This is a genomic window from Nonomuraea sp. NPDC054003 (genome assembly GCF_055585125.1).
The window spans coordinates 176,552-196,900 of record NZ_JBVJKR010000001.1 but is presented as its reverse complement, the minus strand read 5'-3'; the positions used below and the strand labels follow the sequence as shown (position 1 = coordinate 196,900).

At 73.1% G+C, this 20,349-nt stretch carries 19 protein-coding genes and 1 tRNA gene; 13 read left to right on the top strand and 7 right to left on the bottom strand.

The features are described 5' to 3' along the window. Positions 1-40: 40 nt before the first annotated feature. Together ACZ6YG_RS00755 and ACZ6YG_RS00750 are read right to left on the bottom strand one after the other, a co-directional pair. Positions 41-721: a peptidyl-tRNA hydrolase gene (locus ACZ6YG_RS00755; protein ID WP_466016823.1), complete on the bottom strand. Its 681-nt coding sequence runs from the start codon at positions 719-721 to the stop codon at positions 41-43. Continuing rightward, entirely contained in the window at positions 718-1,983 is a 1,266-nt protein-coding gene (locus ACZ6YG_RS00750) for an MFS transporter (protein WP_219547866.1), read from the bottom strand. Before ACZ6YG_RS00750 ends, ACZ6YG_RS00755 begins: the two co-directional genes overlap by 4 nt. A 71-nt stretch (positions 1,984-2,054) precedes the next feature. On the opposite strand from ACZ6YG_RS00750, the gene ACZ6YG_RS00745 reads away from it, so the two are divergent. Both ACZ6YG_RS00745 and ACZ6YG_RS00740 read left to right on the top strand, forming a co-directional pair. After that, on the top strand, positions 2,055-3,005 hold the full coding sequence (locus ACZ6YG_RS00745; RefSeq protein ID WP_466016822.1) for a GlxA family transcriptional regulator: 951 nt from the start codon (positions 2,055-2,057) through the stop codon (positions 3,003-3,005). Between the two features lie 80 nt (positions 3,006-3,085). Continuing rightward, the gene (locus tag ACZ6YG_RS00740) at positions 3,086-4,009 is read left to right on the top strand and encodes a DMT family transporter (protein ID WP_466016821.1); all 924 of its coding nucleotides are present in this window, start codon (positions 3,086-3,088) and stop codon (positions 4,007-4,009) included. 34 nt (positions 4,010-4,043) lie between these two features. Here ACZ6YG_RS00740 and ACZ6YG_RS00735 read toward each other — a convergent pair whose 3' ends face one another. Continuing rightward, entirely contained in the window at positions 4,044-4,979 is a 936-nt protein-coding gene (locus ACZ6YG_RS00735) for a DUF5996 family protein (protein ID WP_271277111.1), read from the bottom strand. A gap of 27 nt (positions 4,980-5,006) precedes the next feature. On the opposite strand from ACZ6YG_RS00735, the gene ACZ6YG_RS00730 reads away from it, so the two are divergent. Genes ACZ6YG_RS00730 through ACZ6YG_RS00715 form a run of 4 tightly spaced genes read left to right on the top strand, consistent with a single transcriptional unit; the run spans position 5,007 to position 9,328 of the window. Beyond that, a complete protein-coding gene (locus ACZ6YG_RS00730) occupies positions 5,007-6,239 on the top strand; it encodes an FAD-binding protein (RefSeq protein ID WP_466016820.1) in 1,233 nt (410 codons plus the stop codon). A gap of 35 nt (positions 6,240-6,274) precedes the next feature. After that, a complete protein-coding gene (locus ACZ6YG_RS00725) occupies positions 6,275-6,682 on the top strand; it encodes a DUF3224 domain-containing protein (protein ID WP_148030088.1) in 408 nt (135 codons plus the stop codon). 33 nt (positions 6,683-6,715) lie between these two features. Beyond that, complete coding sequence (locus ACZ6YG_RS00720; protein ID WP_466016819.1) at positions 6,716-8,263, top strand: acyl-CoA carboxylase subunit beta; 1,548 nt, start codon at positions 6,716-6,718, stop codon at positions 8,261-8,263. Between the two features lie 9 nt (positions 8,264-8,272). Beyond that, complete coding sequence (locus tag ACZ6YG_RS00715) at positions 8,273-9,328, top strand: type III polyketide synthase (protein ID WP_148030086.1); 1,056 nt, start codon at positions 8,273-8,275, stop codon at positions 9,326-9,328. Here the strand turns inward: ACZ6YG_RS00715 and ACZ6YG_RS00710 are convergent, their stop codons facing one another. Next, complete coding sequence (locus ACZ6YG_RS00710; RefSeq protein WP_148030085.1) at positions 9,329-11,119, bottom strand: asparagine synthetase B family protein; 1,791 nt, start codon at positions 11,117-11,119, stop codon at positions 9,329-9,331. It abuts the gene before it with no gap. Positions 11,120-11,241: 122 nt separating this feature from the next. On the opposite strand from ACZ6YG_RS00710, the gene ACZ6YG_RS00705 reads away from it, so the two are divergent. From ACZ6YG_RS00705 to ACZ6YG_RS00695, 3 genes are all read left to right on the top strand, one after another. Beyond that, on the top strand, positions 11,242-12,669 hold the full coding sequence (locus ACZ6YG_RS00705; RefSeq protein WP_466016818.1) for a vWA domain-containing protein: 1,428 nt from the start codon (positions 11,242-11,244) through the stop codon (positions 12,667-12,669). A gap of 40 nt (positions 12,670-12,709) precedes the next feature. Continuing rightward, complete coding sequence (locus ACZ6YG_RS00700; protein ID WP_219547848.1) at positions 12,710-13,558, top strand: alpha/beta fold hydrolase; 849 nt, start codon at positions 12,710-12,712, stop codon at positions 13,556-13,558. Positions 13,559-13,612: 54 nt separating this feature from the next. Beyond that, positions 13,613-13,685: transfer RNA gene (locus tag ACZ6YG_RS00695), tRNA-Ala, on the top strand. Positions 13,686-13,699: 14 nt separating this feature from the next. Here ACZ6YG_RS00695 and ACZ6YG_RS00690 read toward each other — a convergent pair. Then, positions 13,700-15,322, bottom strand: a complete 1,623-nt coding sequence (locus ACZ6YG_RS00690; protein WP_466016817.1) for an ABC-F family ATP-binding cassette domain-containing protein — start codon at positions 15,320-15,322, stop codon at positions 13,700-13,702. A gap of 79 nt (positions 15,323-15,401) precedes the next feature. On the opposite strand from ACZ6YG_RS00690, the gene ACZ6YG_RS00685 reads away from it, so the two are divergent. Both ACZ6YG_RS00685 and ACZ6YG_RS00680 read left to right on the top strand, forming a co-directional pair. Next, entirely contained in the window at positions 15,402-16,118 is a 717-nt protein-coding gene (locus ACZ6YG_RS00685) for a TetR/AcrR family transcriptional regulator (RefSeq protein WP_466016816.1), read from the top strand. A 30-nt stretch (positions 16,119-16,148) separates the two neighbouring features. Continuing rightward, positions 16,149-17,126: a threonine ammonia-lyase gene (locus ACZ6YG_RS00680; protein ID WP_466016815.1), complete on the top strand. Its 978-nt coding sequence runs from the start codon at positions 16,149-16,151 to the stop codon at positions 17,124-17,126. A 28-nt stretch (positions 17,127-17,154) separates the two neighbouring features. Here the strand turns inward: ACZ6YG_RS00680 and ACZ6YG_RS00675 are convergent, their stop codons facing one another. Beyond that, a complete protein-coding gene (locus ACZ6YG_RS00675) occupies positions 17,155-17,451 on the bottom strand; it encodes a hypothetical protein (protein WP_466016814.1) in 297 nt (98 codons plus the stop codon). 297 nt (positions 17,452-17,748) lie between these two features. On the opposite strand from ACZ6YG_RS00675, the gene ACZ6YG_RS00670 reads away from it, so the two are divergent. Further along, positions 17,749-18,126, top strand: coding sequence for a hypothetical protein (locus ACZ6YG_RS00670; protein WP_466016813.1), 378 nt, complete (start codon positions 17,749-17,751; stop codon positions 18,124-18,126). A 111-nt stretch (positions 18,127-18,237) separates the two neighbouring features. Here the strand turns inward: ACZ6YG_RS00670 and ACZ6YG_RS00665 are convergent, their stop codons facing one another. Then, positions 18,238-18,852, bottom strand: coding sequence for a TetR/AcrR family transcriptional regulator (locus tag ACZ6YG_RS00665; RefSeq protein WP_466016812.1), 615 nt, complete (start codon positions 18,850-18,852; stop codon positions 18,238-18,240). An 80-nt stretch (positions 18,853-18,932) separates the two neighbouring features. On the opposite strand from ACZ6YG_RS00665, the gene ACZ6YG_RS00660 reads away from it, so the two are divergent. After that, a complete protein-coding gene (locus ACZ6YG_RS00660; RefSeq protein WP_466016811.1) occupies positions 18,933-20,309 on the top strand; it encodes a DHA2 family efflux MFS transporter permease subunit in 1,377 nt (458 codons plus the stop codon). The last annotated feature ends 40 nt before the right edge of the window (positions 20,310-20,349 follow it).

Below are 20,349 nucleotides of genomic sequence, written 5' to 3'. Positions count from 1 at the left end.
AACCGACCCATCTGCGGGCGATTGCTACCGAAGTGTCATCTCAGGTTGGTGTAACAGGTGGGACTCGGGGTCCGATCCGGTCTCCGCCGAGCCAGGGCGCGTCGGCCACGAAGGTGCACGAGCCGGGCTCGATCTCGGTGAACCCGGCGTCGCGCACCACCGGCAGCCCCTCGTCCACCTTCGCCGAGAAGACGGCGGGCCGGGCGGTGCGCACGGACACCGTGAGACCCCGCGCCCGCCAGGCGGCGCGTCCGGCGGCGTCGCTGGCCCACCAGGCGAGCTGGGCGGCGTGCCCCGCCTGCGCCATGGCCTTGCCCGCGGACATGCGCAGGGCGGGGTTCTCCCACAGGACCGGCGGGGTGGCCGGGCCCGGCTCGCCGGTGTCGGCCAGCTCGGTGCCCGACACCTGCAGTCTTGCCAGTTCCCTGGGCCAGGCGTCGAGCGGGACGGGCGGGTGCACGCGCACCTCGGCGGTGCGGTGCTCGATCGTGCGGCCGGGCAGCGCGACGGCCCGCCGCCACTCCGCGCCCCTGGCCCGCCGCACCACCTTGCGGATCCGGCCCGCCTGCCAGGCGCGCAGCTCCCCGGCCCACTCCCCCGGGTCGTCGAGCAGGGAGAGCACCGCCATGGCGGCGGCCTCAAGGGCGTCGGCGCGCTCGGGCGGGCCGGCACGTTCGATCCGCACCACCAGGGGCAGGACCATCTCTTCTGAGTCGTTCATCGCTTCCCAGCATGCCGGATCGCCACCGACATCCCGGCGGCGAGCAGGCACAGCGCCCCGGCCGCGTACCAGGCCACGTCGTAGTGGCCCAGCTGGTCGCGGGCGAGCCCGGCGCCGACGGCGGCCACGGCGGCCCCGACCTGGTGGGAGGCGAACACCCAGCCGAACACCACGGGCCCGTCCGCGCCGTACAGGCTGCGGCACAGCGCCACCGTCGGCGGCACGGTCGCCACCCAGTCGAGCCCGTAGAAGACGATGAACACCAGCATGCTGGGCTCGGGGGTGGCCGCGAACAGGGCAGGCAGCACCATCAGCGACAGCCCGCGCAGCGCGTAGTAGACGCCGAGCAGCACCCGGGGGTCGATCCGGTCGCTCAGCCAGCCCGACATGACGGTCCCCACGATGTCGAAGACCCCGATCACCGCGAGCAGCCCGGCGGCGGTCGGCTCGGCCATCCCGTGGTCGTGCGCGGCCGGGATGAAGTGGGTGCCGACCAGCCCGTTCGTGCTCGCCCCGCAGATGGCGAACCCGCCCGCGAGATACCAGAAGGGACGGGTGCGCGCCGCCGACCGCAGCACGGTCAGCGCGCGCACCGCCGCGTTCGCGGCCGGGGCCGGTGGGGTACGGGGCGCGTCCGGGTCGGCGCCGAGCGCCGTCGTGCCGACCTCCTCCGGGCGGTCGCGCAGCAGCCACCAGACGAACGGCACCACGGCCAGCGCCGAGCCGGCCACCGTCAGCGAGGCCACTCTCCAGCCCGGCCCCTGGGCGAGCTGGGCCAGCACGGGCAGGAAGACGAGCTGCCCGGTCGCCCCGGCGGCCGTCAGCAGGCCGGTGACCAGGCCGCGGTGCCGCACGAACCACCGGTCGGTCAGCGTGGCCGCGAACACCAGGGCCATCGACCCGGTGCCGAGCCCGACGAACACCCCCCACAGCAGCAACAGGTGCCAGCTCGCGGTCATCCACACGGTGAGCCCGCTGCCGGCGGCGACGAGCAGCAGGGCGAGGGCGACCACCCGGCGCATGCCGAAGCGGTCCATGAGCGCGGCGGCGAACGGCGCCATCAGGCCGTAGAGCACGAGGTTGACGGAGACGGCCAGGGAGATCGTGCCCGTGCTCCAGCCGAACTCCTCCCGGAGCGGGTTGATCAGCACGCCGGGGGTGGCGCGGAAGCCGGCGGCGCCCAGGATCGCCACGAAGGCGACGGCCGCGACGAACCAGGCCCGGTGCACGCGGACGCGCCTGGCGGGGGTGGTCAGGGTCATCCGCCAATCCTGATTTATCGCGGTTTCCGGGCACGAGTGGCCCGAAGGCCAATATGTGAAAGAATCCGGCCATGCCGCACCGGATCGCCGTCGTCGTGCTCGACCAGTTCGCGCCGCTCGACCTGGGAGTGCCCGGACAGGTGTTCAGCACGGCCGAGTCGGCGTCGGGCGAGCCCCTGTACGAGGTGGTGACCTGCTCGCCGGGCCGCGCCCCCGCGCGCTGCTCGGCCGGCTACAGCGTGCACCCCGACCACGACCTGGACGTGCTCGACACCGCCGACACGGTGCTGGTGCCCGGCGTGCACGGCGGGCCCGCCCTGCGGGAGGGCGTCATCCCCGGCGAGCTGCGCGAGGCACTCCAGGGGCGGCCCCGGGTGATGTCGATCTGCACGGGCGCGTTCGTGCTGGCCGCCGCCGGGCTGCTCGACGGCCGCCCGGCCACCACCCACTGGCGCAACGCGGCCCGCTTCGCCAGGCTGTTCCCCCAGGTGAAACTGGACCCGGACGTGCTGTTCATCGACGACGGCGACGTGCTCACCTCGGCCGGCGTCGCTGCCGGGCTCGACCTCTGCCTGCACGTGATCAGGCGCGACCACGGGAGCGAGGTGGCCAACAGGGCGGCCCGCCGCTGCGTGATGCCGCCCTGGCGGGAAGGCGGCCAGGCCCAGTACATCGAGCGCCCGCTGCCGCCCGCCACCGGCAACGGCACCGCCGCCACCCGCACCTGGATGCTGGCACATCTGGACGCGCCGCTCGACCTGGAGGCCCTGGCGGCGCACGCCAGCATGAGCGTGCGCACGTTCACCAGGCGCTTCCGCGAGGAGACCGGCATGAGCCCGGCCCGCTGGCTGTCCAGGCAGCGGGTCGAGCACGCCCGTCACCTGCTGGAGACCACCGACCTCGGCGTGGAGGAGGTGGCCAGGCGCGCCGGCTTCGGCACCGCCGTCTCGCTGCGCCAGCACCTGCACGCGGTGGTCGGCGTGGCGCCCCTGGCCTACCGGCACACGTTCCGCCGCCAGTAGGGAATAACCGGACAGAGCGTCCAGTTGCATGAGCCAATTAAGTGGACACATCGTCCGCTTCTGTCTCGTGGAGGAGTCTCATGGAGACCGCTCTTCTGGGTGCCGCGTTGCTGGCCGGTTGCCTCCTCGCCGTCCAGGCGTCGGCGAACCTGCAGCTCAACCGGGCCGTGGGCACGCCCTACGGCGCCTCGACCCTGCAACTGGGCGTCGCGACCGGCCTGCTGGCCGTCCTCGCGCTGGCCACCGGCGCCCTCGGCGTGCTCGCCCGGACGGCCGACGTCCCGGTCTGGCACCTGCTCGGCGGCCTGGCCAGCCCGCTCTACATCACCAGCGGCATCCTGCTGTTCCCCCGGCTCGGCGCCCTGGTGACCGCCGGTCTGTTCGTCACCGGCCAGATGTTCGCCTCGCTCGGGCTGGACTCGTTCGGACTCCTCGGGCTGGCGCGTGAGGAACCGGACGCCGGGATCGTAGCGGGCGCCCTCGCGGTGCTGGCGGGCATCACCGTCATCGTCCGCGGCCTGGGCGGCGGCGTCCCCGGCGGGACCCGGACGCGGCCCGGCTGGCTCGCCCTCGGGCTCGTCGCCGGCGCGGCGCTCCCCGTGCAGGGAGCCGTCAACGCCAGGCTCCGGGCCGGCCTGGACGAGCCGCTCACCGTCGCCGCCGTCAGCTTCACCGTCGCCACGCTCACCATCGCGGCGCTCCTGCTGGTGCTGACCGCCACCCGCCGCACGCCCCGCCCGCGCCTCGCGGGGCTGCGGGCGATGCCCTGGTGGGGCTGGCTGGGCGGGGCGTGCGCGGCCGCGTACGTGACGGGGACGTTCCTGCTCCTGCCCGCCATCGGCGCGGCGGTGACGATCGCCCTGACGGTCACCGGCCAGCAGCTGACCTCCGCCGTCATCGACCACTACGGCCTGTTCCGCATGCCCAGGCGGCCGATGGACGCCTCCCGCCTGCTCGGCCTGGCCCTGCTCCTGGGCGGCACCGTCACGATCCAGCTGAGCTGACCTCTGCCGCCGCGCGACAGCGCGCCCGCGGCGGTCAGGACGAGGCGACCGGGTCCGTGACCCCGCCTGGGCAGGCGACGGCTCCGACGTCCCAGCCCGCGAGCCGCGCCCCGGCCTCGTAGGCGCTCTGGTAGAAGGCCAGGACGGCCTCGCGCGGGGAGGGCTCGGCCCTGGCGTCGTCGTAGCGCAGGATGGCCAGGTGGCTCCCGCGCTGCTCGACCCACTCCGCGGTCCCGGGGAGCAGCGGTTGGCCGGCCAGCCCGGCGGGCTCCGGCGCGGTGTAGGAGTAGAAGGCCGGTTGCGGGAAGGTGTCGTCGCCGAACCAGAAGCCGGAGCTGATCACCTCGCGGGAGTACGCCTCGCGGGTCACCGGGTCGTTGCCGGAAGGCTGGTCGATCACCCGGTCGGAGAACCTCGTGGAGGCGATGTCGAAGGTGTGCCAGAAGTGGTGGACCGGGCTGATCTTGCCCGAGTAACCGGAGGCGAACTCCTCCAGCACCAGGTTGACCTGGCTGAGCACCTGCCAGTAACGCGTCGCGTGGACGGGGTCGTAGGCCGCGTGCTCGGTGTCCTCGGCGAACGGCCGGCCGGAGTCGGGCAGGTCGAACGGCTGCGGGATGTCGACGTCGACCGGCGCGTCCAGGTCCCCGAGTGCCCGCATGACCTCGTCGTAGAACGACGCCACGGACTGGCCGTAGAGGGGGAACGTCACCGCCCGGCCGTCGATCGTGGCGACGACCAGCTGATGGGCGACGAAGTCGAAGTCGATGGTGAAGATCGGCCCGCCGTCGGCCCGTCCCGTCGGGCGGGTGGTGATGCCCCGCCCGGTCAGGTGGAACGGCACGTGCCACCAGTGGTTGCGCCGGATCCCGGCCGCGAGGCGGATCTTGCCGACGATCTGGGCGAAGCGGTGCAGCGTGGCCTTGGTGTCCTGCCATGCGGCCAGCGGGATCGCGGGAAACAGTTCCATGTCCCTCACCATCCCCACGGCCGTCCGATGCATGAGGGGTTGTGCCAAAGTGGGGCGGTGACGCTGACGAACTGGGCGGGAAACACCGCCTTCACGGCATCCCGGATCCACCACCCCACCTCCCTCGACGAGCTCCGGAGCCTGGTCGCCGCCGCCCGGCGGGTGCGCGCGCTCGGCAGCGGCCACTCCTTCAACGACGTCGCCGACTCCCCCGGTGAGCTGGTGCGGCTCGACCGGATGCCGCCCCTGATCGAGATCGACGGCGCGGCGGCGCGGGTGCGGGTCGGCGCGGCCACCACGTACGCGCGGCTCGCCCCCGAGCTGCACGCGCGCGGGTTCGCGCTGGCCAACCTGGCGTCGCTGCCGCACATCTCGGTGGCGGGCTCGGTCGCGACCGGCACCCACGGCTCCGGGGTGGGCAACCCGAGCCTGTCGGCCGCCGTCCGCGGCCTGGAGCTGATCACCGCCGACGGCTCGATGGTCACCCTCGAACGCGGCCACGACGACTTCCCCGGCGCGGTGGTCGCGCTCGGCGCGCTCGGCGTGGTGTCCGCGCTCACCCTGGACCTGGTGCCGGCGTTCGAGCTGCGCCAGTACGTGCGCGAGGGCGTGCCGGACGACGCCCCGTTCGACGAGGTCATGGCCGACGGCTACAGCGTCAGCCTGTTCACCGACTACCGCGACACGCGGGCCTGGATCAAGACCCGCGGCGAGCCGCCCGGCGACGACTGGCACCGCACCCGGCCGGCGGACGGCCCGCGGCATCCCGTGCCCGGCATGCCCGCCGAGAGCTGCACCGTACAGCTCGGCGTGCCGGGGCCGTGGCACGAGCGGCTGCCGCACTTCCGCGCGGACGCGCCGCCCAGCAGCGCCGGGGACGAGCTGCAGTCGGAGTGGCTGCTGGAGCGCTCGCACGCCGCCGCCGCGCTGCGCGAGCTACGCGCGGCGGGCGACCGGATCCGGCCGGTGCTGCAGATCTCGGAGGTGCGCACGGTCGCGGCCGACGACCTGTGGCTGAGTCCCTCGTACGGGCGCGACAGCGTGGCGTTCCACTTCACCTGGGTGAAGAACCCGGAGGCGGTGCTGCCGGTGATCAAGCTGGTGGAGGACGTGCTGGCGCCGTTCGACCCCAGGCCGCACTGGGGCAAGCTGTTCACCCGCCGCCCGGCGGTCCCTGACCGGTTCCGTGAGCTGGTGCGCCGGTACGACCCGGACGGCACGTTCGGCAACACTTTCACCCGGACACTGCTGGATACCTGACGGGAGCTGGCAGGTAAGCGCGGCACGATGGAAGCATGATTGTCAAAGGGCCCTTCGAGACCTCCGACTGGCACGCCGAGCAGCCGTTCGAGCAGCACGACGACGTCTCACTCGGCCGCGTCACGATGACCAAGACCTTCCACGGCGGCCTCACCGCCACCAGCACCGTCCACCTGACGGTGGTGACGACCCCGGTGGAGGAGTCGAAGGCGTACGTGGCCGTGGAGCGCATCGAGGGCACGCTCAACGGCCGGGCGGGCAGCTTCGTCGTGCAGCACAACGCCGCCAGCGACCGGGGCACGCAGTCGTTGCGGATCTCGGTCGTGCCCGACTCCGCCACCGGCGAGCTGCGCGGCCTGCGCGGCGAGATGGACATCGAGATCACCGAGGACGGCGCGCACTCCTACGTGTTCGACTACACCTTGGAGGGTCCCGCCCACTAACCTACCGACCAGCCGGTACGGATGGAGGGCGTCGTGTGGGACCCGGAGCTCGCCGGGCGCGCCGAGTACACGGAAGGCCGGCTGGAGAGCTTCACCCCGTCGAACGTGATCATCGGCCGCGCCGAGATCGACGGTCACCGCGTCGTGGTGTCCGCCGACGACTTCACCGTGCGCGGCGGCGCGACGGACGCCGCCATCAGATCTAGCGTGGGGACTGCCGGGTTCACCCGGCAGGGGAATCGCTTCCCTGTTATGGTTTCTTTGTTCGAAACGGGCAGGGCTTGTCCGTCGCCTACCTCAGCAGGGGAAAGCGAGAAGCCGCTTCCTTCAGGAAGCGGAGGAGTCACCCACGAGAAGCAGATCCTGGCCGAGCGGATGGCGGGCGAGATGCGGGTGCCGCTCGTCCGGCTGATCGACGGCACGGGCGGCGGCGGCAGCGTCAAGCAGCTGGAGGAGTACGGCCGCACCTACGTCCCGTACAACCCGGGCTGGGACCAGGTGGTCGCCAACCTGGGGCGGGTCCCGGTGGTCGCGCTGGCCCTCGGCCCGGTGGCCGGGCTCGGCGCCGCCCGGCTGGTCACCTCCCACGTCTCGATCATGGTCAAGGAGCTGTCCCAGGTGTTCGTGGCCGGCCCTGCCGTGGTCGAGGCGGGGATGGGCGAGAGCCTGGGCAAGGAGGAGCTGGGCGGCTGGCGCACCGTGGCCGCCGCCGGCACCGTCGACCTGGTGGCCGGCTCCGAGCAGGAGGCGTTCGCGCTGACCCGGCGGGTGCTCGGCTACCTGCCGCGCAGCGCCTGGCGGCTCCCGCCGGTCGCCGAGTGCGCCGACGACCCCGGCCGCCTCTCTCCCGAGCTGCGCGCCGCCGTCCCGCGTGACCGGCGCAAGCCGTACGACATGCGCGCGATCATGGACACCGTGTTCGACGAGGGGAGCGTGCTGGAGCTCGGCCGCCGCCACGCGCGCTCCACGATCACCGCGCTGGCCCGGCTCGCGGGGCGGCCGGTGGCGGTGCTCGCGAGCGACCCGCGCTTCTACGGCGGCGGGATGACCGCCCAGGGCGCGGACAAGACGACCCGGTTCCTGGACTTCGCCGAGACCTTCCACCTGCCGGTCGTGCACCTGGTCGACCAGCCGGGGTTCGTGATCGGGGGCGCCGCCGAGCGGGCCGCGACCATCAGGCACGGCGCCCGCGCGCTCGCCGCCGTCTACCAGTCGACGGTGCCGTGGGCGTCGGTGCTGGTGCGGCGGGTGTTCGGGGTGGCGGGGGCCGCGCACCGGCCGCACCACCGTTACGGCCTGCGCGTCGCCTGGCCGTCGGGTGACTGGGGGTCGCTGCCGATCGAGGGCGGGCTGGAGGTGGCGTTCAAGCGGCTGCTGGCGGAGGCCGGGCCGGACGCGGAGGCCATGAAGGCGGAGATCGCGGCGCGGCTGGAGGCGGTCAGGTCGCCGTTCCGCACCGCCGAGGCGTTCCTGGTCGAGGACATCGTGGACCCCGCGGAGACGCGCCCCGTGCTCACCGCGTGGGCGCGCGACGCGTACGAGGTGCTGGAGCCGGGACCGCGGGCCACCACGAGGCCGTGACCAGGCGAAATGTTAGCCAGCGGCTCTCAGCGGCAGAAACCAGGCATGCACATCTGGGGGGTACGGACCGTCCTGCCGGACCACCGGTACGAGCAGGAGGAGATCACCGAGGCGTTCGCCCGGCTCACGGCGGCCGACGAGGGGCTGCTCAAGCGCTTCCACACCGCCACCGGCGTGACCGGCCGCAACCTGGCGCTGCCGCTGGACGACTACGCCAAGCTCGAATCGTTCGGCCGGGCCAACGACGCCTACGTGGAGATCGCGCTCGACCTGGGTGAGCGGGCGATCGCCGGCGCGCTGGACAAGGCCGGGCTGCCGCCGGGGAAGGTCGACCTCCTGGTGTTCTGCTCCACCACCGGGCTCGCCGCGCCGTCGCTCGACGCCCGGCTCGCCCAGCGCGCGGGGCTGCGCGAGGACGTCAAGCGGGTGCCGGTGTTCGGGCTGGGCTGCGCCGCCGGGGCGGCCGGGCTGTCGCGGCTGCACGACTACCTGCGCGGCTGGCCGGACCAGGTGGCGCTGCTCGTCTGCGTGGAGCTGTGCTCGCTCACCGTGCAGCGTGACGACACCTCGGTCGCGAACCTGATAGCCAGCGGCCTGTTCGGCGACGGCGCCGCGGCCGTCGTGGCCGCCGGGCACGGCGACGGACGCGAGGTGGTGGCCACCCGGAGCAAGCTGTACCCCGGCACCGAGCACCTGATGGGCTGGGAGGTCGGCGAGCACGGCTTCCGCATCGTGCTCGACGCCGGGCTGCCCGAGTTCGTGGACCAGGTGCTGGCCGGGGACGTCGTGGCCTTCCTCGCCGACAACGGCCTCACCCCCGGCCAGGTCGGCACCTGGATCTGCCACCCCGGCGGCCCCAAGGTGATCGAAAGGCTGGCCGGGGCGCTGGAGCTGTCACCGGAGGCGCTGGAGGTCACCTGGCGGTCGCTGCGCGAGCACGGCAACCTGTCGTCGGTGTCGGTGCTGCACGTGCTGCAGGAGACGCGCGGGCGCAAGGACCAGCCGGCCGTGCTGCTGGCGCTCGGGCCGGGCTTCTCCGCCGAACTGCTCCTGCTGCACTGGTGATCAGGACGGCTTCGACACCGGGATCCGCTCCAGCCCCTCCGGCCGCTTGCCCGGGTAGACGCCGGTCAGCAGCGCGCTCACCGTGTACAGGTGCCAGGCCAGGGCCGGCTTCTTGACCACCGGGTCGGCGAACAGGGCGCGCACCTCGTCCGGCCGCACGATCGGCGCCAGCGCGTCCAGACTGCCCAGCACCTGCTGCCGCAGCACGTCCGTCAGCACCGGGCCGGGGCTGGTCCGCCAGCTCCAGCCGCCGCCCGTGCGGAGCGTCGGCATGTGCGCCGGGGGCCTCGGCGCCCGCCGCCACCAGTGCGACGGCCGGCTCTCCAGCGCCGCGGCGAACCGCCACGGCTTGCCCTCGATCGGCACGTCACGCAGCTGGGGCGCGAACCGCAGGATCAGCGCGTAGATCACCTCTTCGGACAGCCGCCAGGCCTGATCCAGCCCCAGCGCGGCCCGTACCACGCGGTTGTCCAGGAACGGCCGGACCGGGTCGCCGCGGCGCAGCGACCCCGCGCGGGCGCTGGCCTGCCAGCGGCCCACCTTGTACCAGACGTAGATGTGGTCCAGCGCCTCCAGCCGGTCCTTCCTGGCCAGCCACGGCCGGGCCAGCTCGCGGGCGTGCTCGTTCGCCTCGTCGGTGAACAGCTTGTCGTCCTTGCCGAACGTGGTGGTGATGCGGCGCAGCAGCGCCTTGTCGCTCAGGTCGCTCTGCAGCAGGTTCAGGCTGCCCGCCCGGAGCGTCTCGCCGCTCTGCCCGGACATGGTCGGCTTGCCGGAGTAGGGCAGGTAACCGACGATCGACTCGTACGCGGACGTCATGCCCTCGCAGGTGCGCAGCGTCTCCCAGACCCGGTCCAGCGGGTGCTCCACCAGCACCGCGTCCTGCCCGGCCGTCTGCGGCGGCGCGATCACCGTGTGCTCGACGCCGAGCCGGCCGGCGATCTGCCGGGCCAGGATCACGTCCGGGTGCGCGTCGAGCCCGTTCGTGGTCACCCGGAACGGCACCTTCGCGGCGTACAGCAGCGCCCCGAGGATGCGGGTGTCGCGCCCGCCGGTCAGCGCCAGGTTCACCGGCTCGCCCAGCCCGCGCAGCGGGGCGACGGTGGCCAGCAGCGCCTCGGCCAGCTCGCCGATCGCCTTCCGCTTGCCCCGCTCCGACGTCGGCGCGGGCGCCGCCACCGGCAGCGGCGTCTCGGTGATGACGCGCCGCCCGTCCCGCACGTCCAGCCGCGTGCTCGGGCGCAGCGCCGTCACCCCCCGGTACGGGGTCTCGTCCGACAGGAAGAACCCCTGGCGGACCATCGTCTGCAGGGCGAGCACGTCGTGCTCCACCCGGTCGCCCTGCTGGGCCGCCAGGTGCACGAGCAGGGCCCGGCTGCCGACGACGTGCAGCTCGGGCGTCTCGGCGTAGAACACCGGGCAGACCCGGTTGATCGCGGTCGCCGCGGACAGCACGCCGTCGCCCGCCACCCAGGCGGAGAAGCAGCCGCCGATCCCCTCGCCCAGCGGATCGCCGATCAGCCGGCCGGCATCGTCCGGGTCGGCCAGATGACCGTTCAGCCCGAGCACCCGCCCGCCCGACTCCGTCAGCAGCGGCGGCCGCCGCGAGTCGTCCGGCTCGTTCGTCCACCCGAACAGGGACACGCCGCGGCCGTGCCATTCGCTGCCGCGGATCACCTCCGGCGGGACCGGGAAGGCCGTCTCGGCGACGGAACGGATCTTCTCCAGGACCCTGGCCGGAACCTCACGGCCCTTGGCGGCCAGACCCACATAGATACGCACGGCACCCATGCCTACAGGAAACGACTACTTCGTGACAATCGATCACGTAAGAGTCGCGGTTTGCGCTCGCTTGCGTCACCGGCCCGGCCGGCCGCTCCCCAGACCCGTCATAGGGCTTGGAGGTGACGCACATGAAGAAACGTTCGCTGACGGCGATCGGACTCGCGGCGCTGCTGACGCTCACCGCGTGCGGCGGCTCGGCCGGGGACGCGCCCGCCGCCCAGGAGAACCCGGCGCCCATGCGCCCGGAGCTGTCGGAGACCACCAGCGCCAGGATCTCCACGTTCGCGCTGGACGTCGACACCGCCTCGTACTCCTACGCGCGCCGCACCCTGCGGGAGGGGCGCCGGCCGGAACCCGGCCAGATCCGGCCCGAGGAGTTCGTCAACTCCTTCCGCCAGGACTACGCCGAACCGCCCGACAACGGCTTCACCGTGCACACCGACGGCGCCCGGCTCCCCGGCCGCGACCGGGCCGTGCTCCGGGTCGGCCTGCAGACACGCGGCTCCACCACCCAGGCCCGCAGGCCGGCCAACCTCACCTTCGTCATCGACGTCTCCGGCTCCATGGCCGAGCCCGGCCGGCTCGACCTCGTCCAGCAGGCCCTGCGCACGCTGCTCGACCAGCTCACCCCCGGCGACCAGGTCGCCGTCGTGGCCTTCAGCGACACGGCCCAGCTGCTCGCCGCCATGACGCCGCTCGCCGCCCGGGCCGACCTGCACGCCGCCGTCGACCGGCTCACCGTGCAGGGCGGCACCAACCTCGAGTCCGGGCTCGTCCTCGGGTACGAGGAAGCCTCGCGCGCCTTCCGGCCCGCCGCCACGAACCGGGTCATCCTGCTCTCCGACGGCCTCGCCAACCAGGGCAGCACCGCCTGGCAGGCCATCCTCGACCGGGTCGGGGAGAGCGCCGCCGAGGAGATCACGCTGCTCACCGTCGGCGTCGGCCGCGAGTACGGCGACGAGCTGATGGAGCAGCTGGCCGACAACGGCGACGGCGCCGCCATCTACGTGTCGAGCCCCGAGGAGGCCGAGAGGGCGTTCGTCTCCCGGCTGCCCGCCACCCTCGAACTGCGCGCCCGCGACGCCAAGGCCCAGGTCGAGTTCAACCCTGACGTGGTCGAGGAGCACCACCTCGTCGGGTACGAGAACCGGGCGCTGAAGGCGGAGGAGTTCCGCGACGACAGCGCCGACGGCGGCGAGGTCGGGCCCGGCCACTCCGTCACCGCCCTGTACGCGCTCAAGCTCAGGCCCGGCGCCGAAGGCCATCTCGCCACCGCCACCGTGCGCTGGCAGGACCCCGACACCCGCCGGCCCGCCGAGGCCGCCGACTCCGTCGATGTGGGCGCCCTCGCCGGCGAACTGTGGTCCGGCGCGCCGCTGCGGCTCCAGGTGGACGTGGTCGCCGCGGCCTTCGCCCTCCAGATGCGCGACGGCGAGGCGTTCGGCATGGACCTGCCCGCGCTCGGCGAGCACGCCGCCCGCCTGGCGCGGTCCTCCGAGGACCCGATGGTCACCGAGCTGGCCGGGCTCATCGGCAAGGCGGGCGAGGTGCGATAACCGATTGCGAGGATTGTGGCCGTCTGGGCATCTTGAGAGGGTGAGCGTGAAAGTCGAACCGCCCGCCAGGCTCGGGCAGACGACCCTCCCCGACGGCCGCAGGCTCGGCTGGGCCGAGTGGGGGCCGCACGACGGCCGGCCCGTGCTCTTCTGCCCCGGGGCGGGCACCAGCCGGACACTCGGCTTCGGCGCGGGGACGGTCGACCGGCTCGGCATCCGGCTCGTCTCGCTCGACCGTCCCGGGCTCGGCGCCTCCGATCCCAGCCCGGGCCGCACCCTCGCGGACTGGCCCCGCGACGTGCGCGCCTCCGGGCTCGACGGCATCCCGGTCGTCGGGTTCTCCCAGGGCGCGCCGTTCGCGCTGGCCTGCGCCGCGGCCGGCGTCGCCTCCCGGGTCACGATCGTGTCCGGCTCCGACGAGGTGGCCGCGCCCGAGTTCCGCGACGGGCTGCCGCCCGAGCTGCGCGGCCTCGTCGACTCGGTGACCGGCGACCCCGTGGCCGCCGAGGAGTTCTTCTCCCGGTTCACCCCCGACGCGCTGTGGGACATGATCGTGCCCGGCAGCCCTCCCGAGGACCGGGCCGTGTACGAGGACCCGGCCTTCGAACGGGCCTACCGCAGGGCCATGGCGGAGGCGTTCCAGCAGGGGCCCGGCGGCTACGCCCGCGACACGCTGCTGGCCATGGGACGGTGGCCGTTCGACCTCGGGCGCGTCACCGTACCGGCCGAGCTCTGGTACGGCGAGCTGGACCACGGGCACTCGCCCGACCAGGGGGCGACGCTGGCCGGGCGCATCCCCGGGGCGCGGCGGCACCTCGTCGCGGGGGTGGGCGGGGCGCTGCTGTGGACGCACGCCGAGGTGATCCTCGGCGGCCTGGCCGGTGAATAAAGCGGTACGAGAGAGGTCTTAGGGTCCGATACACTGGGGCACGCAGCGATGCGAGGGGCTATGGCGCAGTTGGTAGCGCGCTTCCATGGCATGGAAGAGGTCTGGGGTTCGAATCCCCATAGCTCCACCTCACACAGGTAGTCATTTTCGGGCCTGCCGCTCGTGCCAGACCGGCTCGGCGCTCTCGTGCACGGTCCCGTCAGCGCCGAAGATCAGGAAACGGTCGAGATCGGCGGCGAACCAGCGGTCGTGGGTGACGGCCAGCACGGTGCCGGAGAAGGATTCCAGACCCTGCTGCAGGGCTTCCGCGCTGGCCAGGTCGAGGTTGTCGGTGGGCTCGTCCAGCAACAGCAGGGTGGCGCCGGACAACTCCAGCAGCAGGATCTGCAGCCGGGCCTGCTGGCCGCCCGAGAGGGTCTCGAACAACTGGCCGGCGGCGGGCGCGAGCTCGTAGCGCGCCAGAGCGGCCATCGCCTCGTTCAGCGTGCACGCGTGACCGGTCGTGACCAGCTCGACCGGGGTGCGGCCGTGCAGGTCCGGCCGGGCGTGGGTCTGCACGAACCGCCCCGGGACCACCCGCGCCCCCAGCCGCGCGGAGCCGCTGTGCCGCACCGCGGGCGCCGCGCCGTCGGCGGCCTGCTCCAGCAGCTCCAGGAACGTGGACTTGCCCGAGCCGTTGGAGCCGAGGATCCCGACCCGCTCGCCGTACCAGATCTCGGTGTCGAACGGCCGCATCAGGCCGACGAGCTCCAGGTTCTCGCACATGACGGCGCGCTTGCCGGTGCGGCCGCCGCGCAGGCGGATCCGCACGTTCTGCGCCCTGGGCGGGCGCTGGGGCGGACCGGCCTCCTCGAAGCGGCTCAGCCGGGTGCGCGCGGCGCGGTAGGCCGAGGCCAGCGCGTCGTTGTTGGCCGCGGTCTGCCGCAGGGTGTGCACCATCCGCCTGAGCTTGGCGTGCTCCTCGTCCCAGCGGCGGCGCCGCTCTTCCAGCCGGCTGATGCGCTGCTCACGCGCGTCGGCGTAGGCGGCGAACCCCCCGCCGTGGACCCAGACGCCGCGGTCCTCCACGGTCACGATCCGGTCGGCCGCCTCGGCCAGAAGCCGGCGGTCGTGGGAGACGAGCAACACGGTCTTGTCCGTGGCCCGCAACCGGCCTTCGAGCCACTCCTTGGCGGGCACGTCCAGATAGTTGTCCGGCTCGTCCAGCAGCAGGACCTCGTCAGGGCCGCGGAGCAGGGCCTCCAGGGCGAGGCGTTTCTGCTCGCCTCCCGACAGGGTGGTCACCGGGCGGTCCCTGACCGCGTCGCAGGGCAGGCCCATGGCCTCGGTGGTGCAGACGTCCCAGACGACCTCCATGTCGTAGCCGCCGACGTCGGCGTAGTCGGCGACGGCCTGCGCGTAGGCCAGCTGCGACGCCTCGTCGTCGCGGGCGGCGATCGCCTCCTCCGCCCGCGCCAGGGCCTCGGCGGCGTCCCGGACCCGCTCCGGCGCCACCGACAGCAGCAGGTCGTGCACGCTGCGGCCGTCGCGGATGTCGCCGATGAACTGCCGCATCACCCCCAGCCCTCCTGAGGAGACCACCCGGCCGTCGGCCGGTCGCAGATCCCCGGCGATCAGCTTCAGCAGGGTGGTCTTGCCCGCACCGTTCGGTCCCACCAGGGCGGCCTTGACGCCGTCCCCGACGCGGAAGGACACCTCGTGCAGGAGCAGCCGCCCGTCCGGCAGCACGTAGGTCAGCCCGTCCACCTCGACGTGTCCTGCCACGATCCCTCCTTCGCCGGATCACTGTTCCGGTCACTGGATCAATGATCCGGTGCCCGATCGCCATACTAGACTCACGTACGTGGACATCAGCAAGGCAGATTCGGGAGCCCGCCGATCAGGGAGCGCGGGGGACGTGTGGCTGCGCCCGTCCGCGCGGAAGGGACGCGACGCCCCGCCGCTCAGCCGGGATCGGATCGTCGAGGAGGCCGTGACGCTCCTGGACGCCGAAGGCGCCGACCGGCTGACCATGCGCCGGCTGGCCGAACGGCTCGGCACCGGCTCGACCACGCTCTACTGGCACGTGAAGACCAAGGACGACGTCCTCGACCTCGCCCTCGACATGATCTTCGCCGAGGTCCGGATCCCGGCGGAAAGCCGGGGGTGGCGCGCCGACATCACCGCGCTGATCGACGGATGGCGCGCGGTCCTGCTGCGGCATCCCTGGTCGGCGGCGCTGCTGAGCCGTCCGATGCTGGGGCCCAACGTGCTGGCCCGCAGTGAGTTCCTGTACGCGACCCTCCTGAGGGCCGGTGCCGTCGAACCCCACCTCACGGCGGCCGCGTACGGGCTGTCCAACTACGTCATCGGCTCCGGGCTGATGCAGGCCACCTGGCCCACCGGCGCGGGGCAGGAGGCGCGGCAGGCGGCTCAGGAGCACCTGCGCGCCCATCGGGACAGCTACCCGGCCCTCGCCGCCCACGGCCCGCACGTCGCGGAAGCCGACTGGGACACCGGCTTCGCCCTCGGCCTGACCTGGCTTCTCGACGGCATCCAGGCCGGGATCGCCGGGAAGTGATCCTCTCCGGCGGCGCTACGCTGCTGTGCCATGCCTGAGACGCGCCTCGACACCGCCCGGATCCGGGCGGCCCGCGAGATGATCGACCCGATCTTCCTCGACACTCCGCTCTACCGCTGCGAGGCGCTGGAGCCCGGCCTCGGGTGCGCGGTGAGCGTCAAGCTCGAAACGGCGAACCCGGTCCGGAGCTTCAAGGCCCGCGGCACCGAACTCGTGACGAGCGCCCTCGCCGCCGGCGGCTCGCGAGCCGTGGTGTGCGCCAGCGCGGGCAACCTCGGCCAGGCCCTCGCCTGGTCCGGTCGCGGCCGGGGGTTGGACGTCACCGTCGTGGCGTCCCGCTTCGCGCCCGCCGCCAAGCTTGATCGGATCCGCGCGCTGGACGCCAGGCTGGAGCTGGTGGACGGTGACTTCGACCTGGCTCGTGAGCGGGCGGCCGGCATCGCGCGGTACGAGGGGATCCGGCTGGTCGAGGACAGCCTGGACATCGAGACCTGCGAGGGCGCGGCGACCATCGGCCTGGAGCTGGCCGGCGCCGTGCCGTCGTTCGACGCCGTGCTGATCGCCCTCGGCGGCGGGGCGCTGGCCACCGGCGTGGGCCACGTGGTGAAGGCCCTGGCCCCCGGCGTCGAGGTGATCTGCGTCCAGCCCGCGGGCGCGCCGGCGATGACCCTCTCCTGGCGGCAGCGGCGCGTCGTCACCACCGAGACGACCGACACCATCGCCGACGGCGTCGCCGGCCGGCTGCCGATCGCGGCCGTCCTGGACGACCTCCTCCAGGTCGCCGACGACGCCGTCCTCGTCCAGGAGACGTCGATCATCGCCGGCATGCGGCTGCTCCTCGACCATGCCGGCCTCGTCGTCGAACCGTCGGCCGCGCTCGGCATCGCGGCGATCCTCGAAGACCGTGACCGCTTCGCCGGCCGGCACGTGGTCACCATCGTGTGCGGCGGCAACGTCGACCCGGACGCCTACCGCCGCTGGACCGGCCCGGCTGCCCGCGAGTCCTGACTTCTCGCAGCAGCCCAGCGGGCGAGCGTCAGGCCTTGTCCATGTCGGGCTCCACACCCCCGCAGGAGACGCGCATGATCTGGTTCAGGGGCGAGTAATAGTTCGAGTCGTTGCGCGACCGCTCGTCGGCGAGCCGCGCGAACTCGCCAAGCGCTGGGTTTTCCGCGTTCTTCGCCATGTCGAGGACCTTGTGCCACTCATCCATCCGCGCCGCGTAGCCTTCCGGCCCGCTGTTGGCCACCAGCGTGAGCAGCGGACGCGCCTCACCGCAGATGTCAGAAGACGAAACGGCCGGGGCACCACAGGCGGACAGAGTGAGAGACATCAAGGCACAACCAGCTAAGGCGGCTCTCGTTTGGAGGGTTCGGGGGGACATGCGCTCCTCCTGACTCAATGACATGACAAAGGACCGGCCCCACGTTAGCGCTCACAACCCACGCCCACAGCCGCATCGCCCCGTGCCCGGCGCTCACATACACCTGCTTCTCCGGCGCCTTCGACCGACCCCGCGACGGGCGCATCGCAGGCGGATCTCCCGCAGGCTATGGTTCGAGGGCTTGCCCTTTGAGTGTGGACGGTGATTGCGCTGCTCAGCGGCGTGGCCGACCCTTATGATTACCGTATGTCATCCCCCCAGCACCGTATGCACCTCGCCGACCGCGTCAAGAGATTGGAATTGCGCGTGTTCGCCACCGGGACCGACGTCGCCGAACTCAAGACCGCCGTCAAGCAACTCCCGAGCACGATCCGTAAGGAGATCCTTGACTACACCGAGCCGGTCTTCGGCGAGATCATGGCCGGCCACGCCACGCTCCCCACGCGCAAGGATCTGCAGGGGGTGGAGCAGCGGCTGACCGAGAAGTTCGAGCACCGCTTCTCCGACCTGGATTCCCGCCTCGACGGCGTCGACACCCGCCTCGACCGCATGGACACCCGCCTCGACAGCATGGAGTCTCATCTCAGGCAGATCCTGGCCGTCCTCGGCAAGACGGAGAACTGATCGGCTCGGACGCCACCGGCCCGGCGGCAGAAGGCGATCTCGTCGCGGGCTGAGGGTGTGTGCCACCCGGCTCCTTGCGGGCCGGGTTTTCTCATGCCCGCGGATGGCTGATCACTGTGGGGCGAAGGCGCGGAGGAAGGTGTCGACGGCCGCGTCCGCGATGCGGGCGAGGTCGTCGTCCGAGGGGGTTTCCAGGGGCCAGTGCAGGTCGGCGGGGCCGGTGAGGAGGGCGAGGAGCTGCTCGGCCGCCGTCGAGGGGTCGGCCGGGCGCAGGCGGCCCGCGAGGGTCAGGCGGGCGAGGCGGTCGGCGAGGGCTTCGGTGACGCGGTGGCCGGAGGGGCCTCGTACGAGGGAGAGCAGGTCGGGGAAGCGTGCCAGCTCGGCGTGGAGGAGGCGGCGGACGGCGCGGGAGCGGTCGTCGCAGTGGCAGCGGAGCAGGTCGAGCGCCACTTCCCGGAGGACCGGGCGGAGGTCGTCGCCGGGGTCGGTGAGGCGGTCGAGGGTGGCCAGGTGGCGGGCGATGGCAGTGCCGGCGGCGGCCGTCATCGCCTCGCGGAACAGGGTGGCCTTGTCGGTGAGGTGGTTGTAGACGGTGGGCTTGGCGACCCCGGCCTCGTCGGCGATCTCCTGGACGCAGGCCTGGTCGTAACCGCGACGGGCGAAGACGGTGATCGCGGCGTCGAGGATGGCCTGCCGCTTGTCGATGCGGCCACGGGTGGTGGGCATGACGTCATTCTAGGTGCGTACTGAACTCATGGGTTCAGTGTTACTGACTAGGCTGTTAGATTGAACCAGTGAGTTCAAATTTGTCGCGATTGGTCGCGGTCGTCCTGCTGGGCGGGATGCTCGGCATCCTCAACAGCACGATGGTCGCCGTCGGGATCGACACCCTGGCCGCCGCGTTCGGCACGTCGCTCAGCGCGGTCGGCTGGGTGTCGACCGGGTTCCTGCTGGCCGTGACCGCCGCCATCCCGGTCACCTCGTGGGCCGTCGAGCGGTTCGGCGCGCGGCGGCTGTGGCTCTTCGGGCTGCTGGTGTTCCTCGCCGGGTCGCTCGGCGCGGGGCTGGCCTGGGACACCGGCGCTCTCATCGCCTTCCGTGCTGTCCAGGGGCTGGGCGCGGGAGTGCTCGACCCGCTGGTGCTCGTGCTGCTCGCCCGCGCGGCGGGGCCGCGGCGGGCTGGGCAGGTGATGGGGCTGATGGGCGTGGTGCTGTCGCTGGGTCCGGTGCTCGGGCCGCTGGCGGGCGGCGCGCTGCTGCAGGCGTTCTCCTGGCAGTGGATGTTCCTGCTGAACGTGCCGGTCGGGATGGTGGCCTACCTGCTGGCGCTAAGGGTGATCCCGGCCGACGCCCCGCCGGCGGGGTGGCGTACCCGGCTGGACGTGACCGGCGTGGTGCTGCTCGCGCCCGGGTTCGCGGCGCTCGTGCTGGCGCTGTCGCAGGCCGCCGAGCAGGCCGCGTTCGGGGTGTGGCAGGTGCTCGTCCCGCTCGCGGCCGGCACGGCCCTGCTGGCGGGGTACGGCCTGCACGCGCGCCGTGGACAGCCGCTGATCGACCCGCGGCTGTTCGCCCGGCGCTCCTTCAGCGCCGCCGTGGTGGTCATGGGGCTGGTCGGGCTGGCCACGTTCGCCACCCTGTTCGCGCTGCCGCTGTTCTTCCGGCAGGTGCACGGGGTGGGCGCGCTGGCCGCCGGGCTGCTGGTGGCGCCGGTCGGCGCGGGCGCCGCGGTGGCGATGCCGCTGGCCGGACGGCTGTCGGACCGGCTCGGCGCGCGCGGCCTGGCGCTGGGCGGCGCGGCGGTGGCGGCGCTCAGCGGGCTGGCCTTCACCCGGGTCGGTCCCGAGACCGGGTGGGTATGGCCGGTGCTCGCGGGCTGCGCCATGGGGCTCGGGCTGGGCTTCGTCGGCGCTCCGACGATGGGCTCGCTCTACCGGCTGCTGCCCGCGCCGCTGATCCCGCAGGGCAGCGCCGTGCTGTACATGCTGAACCAGCTCGGCGCGGCGCTGGGCATCGCGGTGGTCACGCTCATCGTGCAGACCGCGGGCGATCCGCAACGCGGGCTGCGCGGCGTCTTCTGGTTCGCCCTGGCGATGGTCGTCGTGATCCTGGCGGCGGCCCCCCTGTTCCCCGGCCGCCCGGCCCCCGAAGCACGGGCGGCCCCGGAGCGGACGGGATCAGCCTGACGCGGCCACCGCCCCGGGAAGCGGTGGCCGGAGGAAAGAC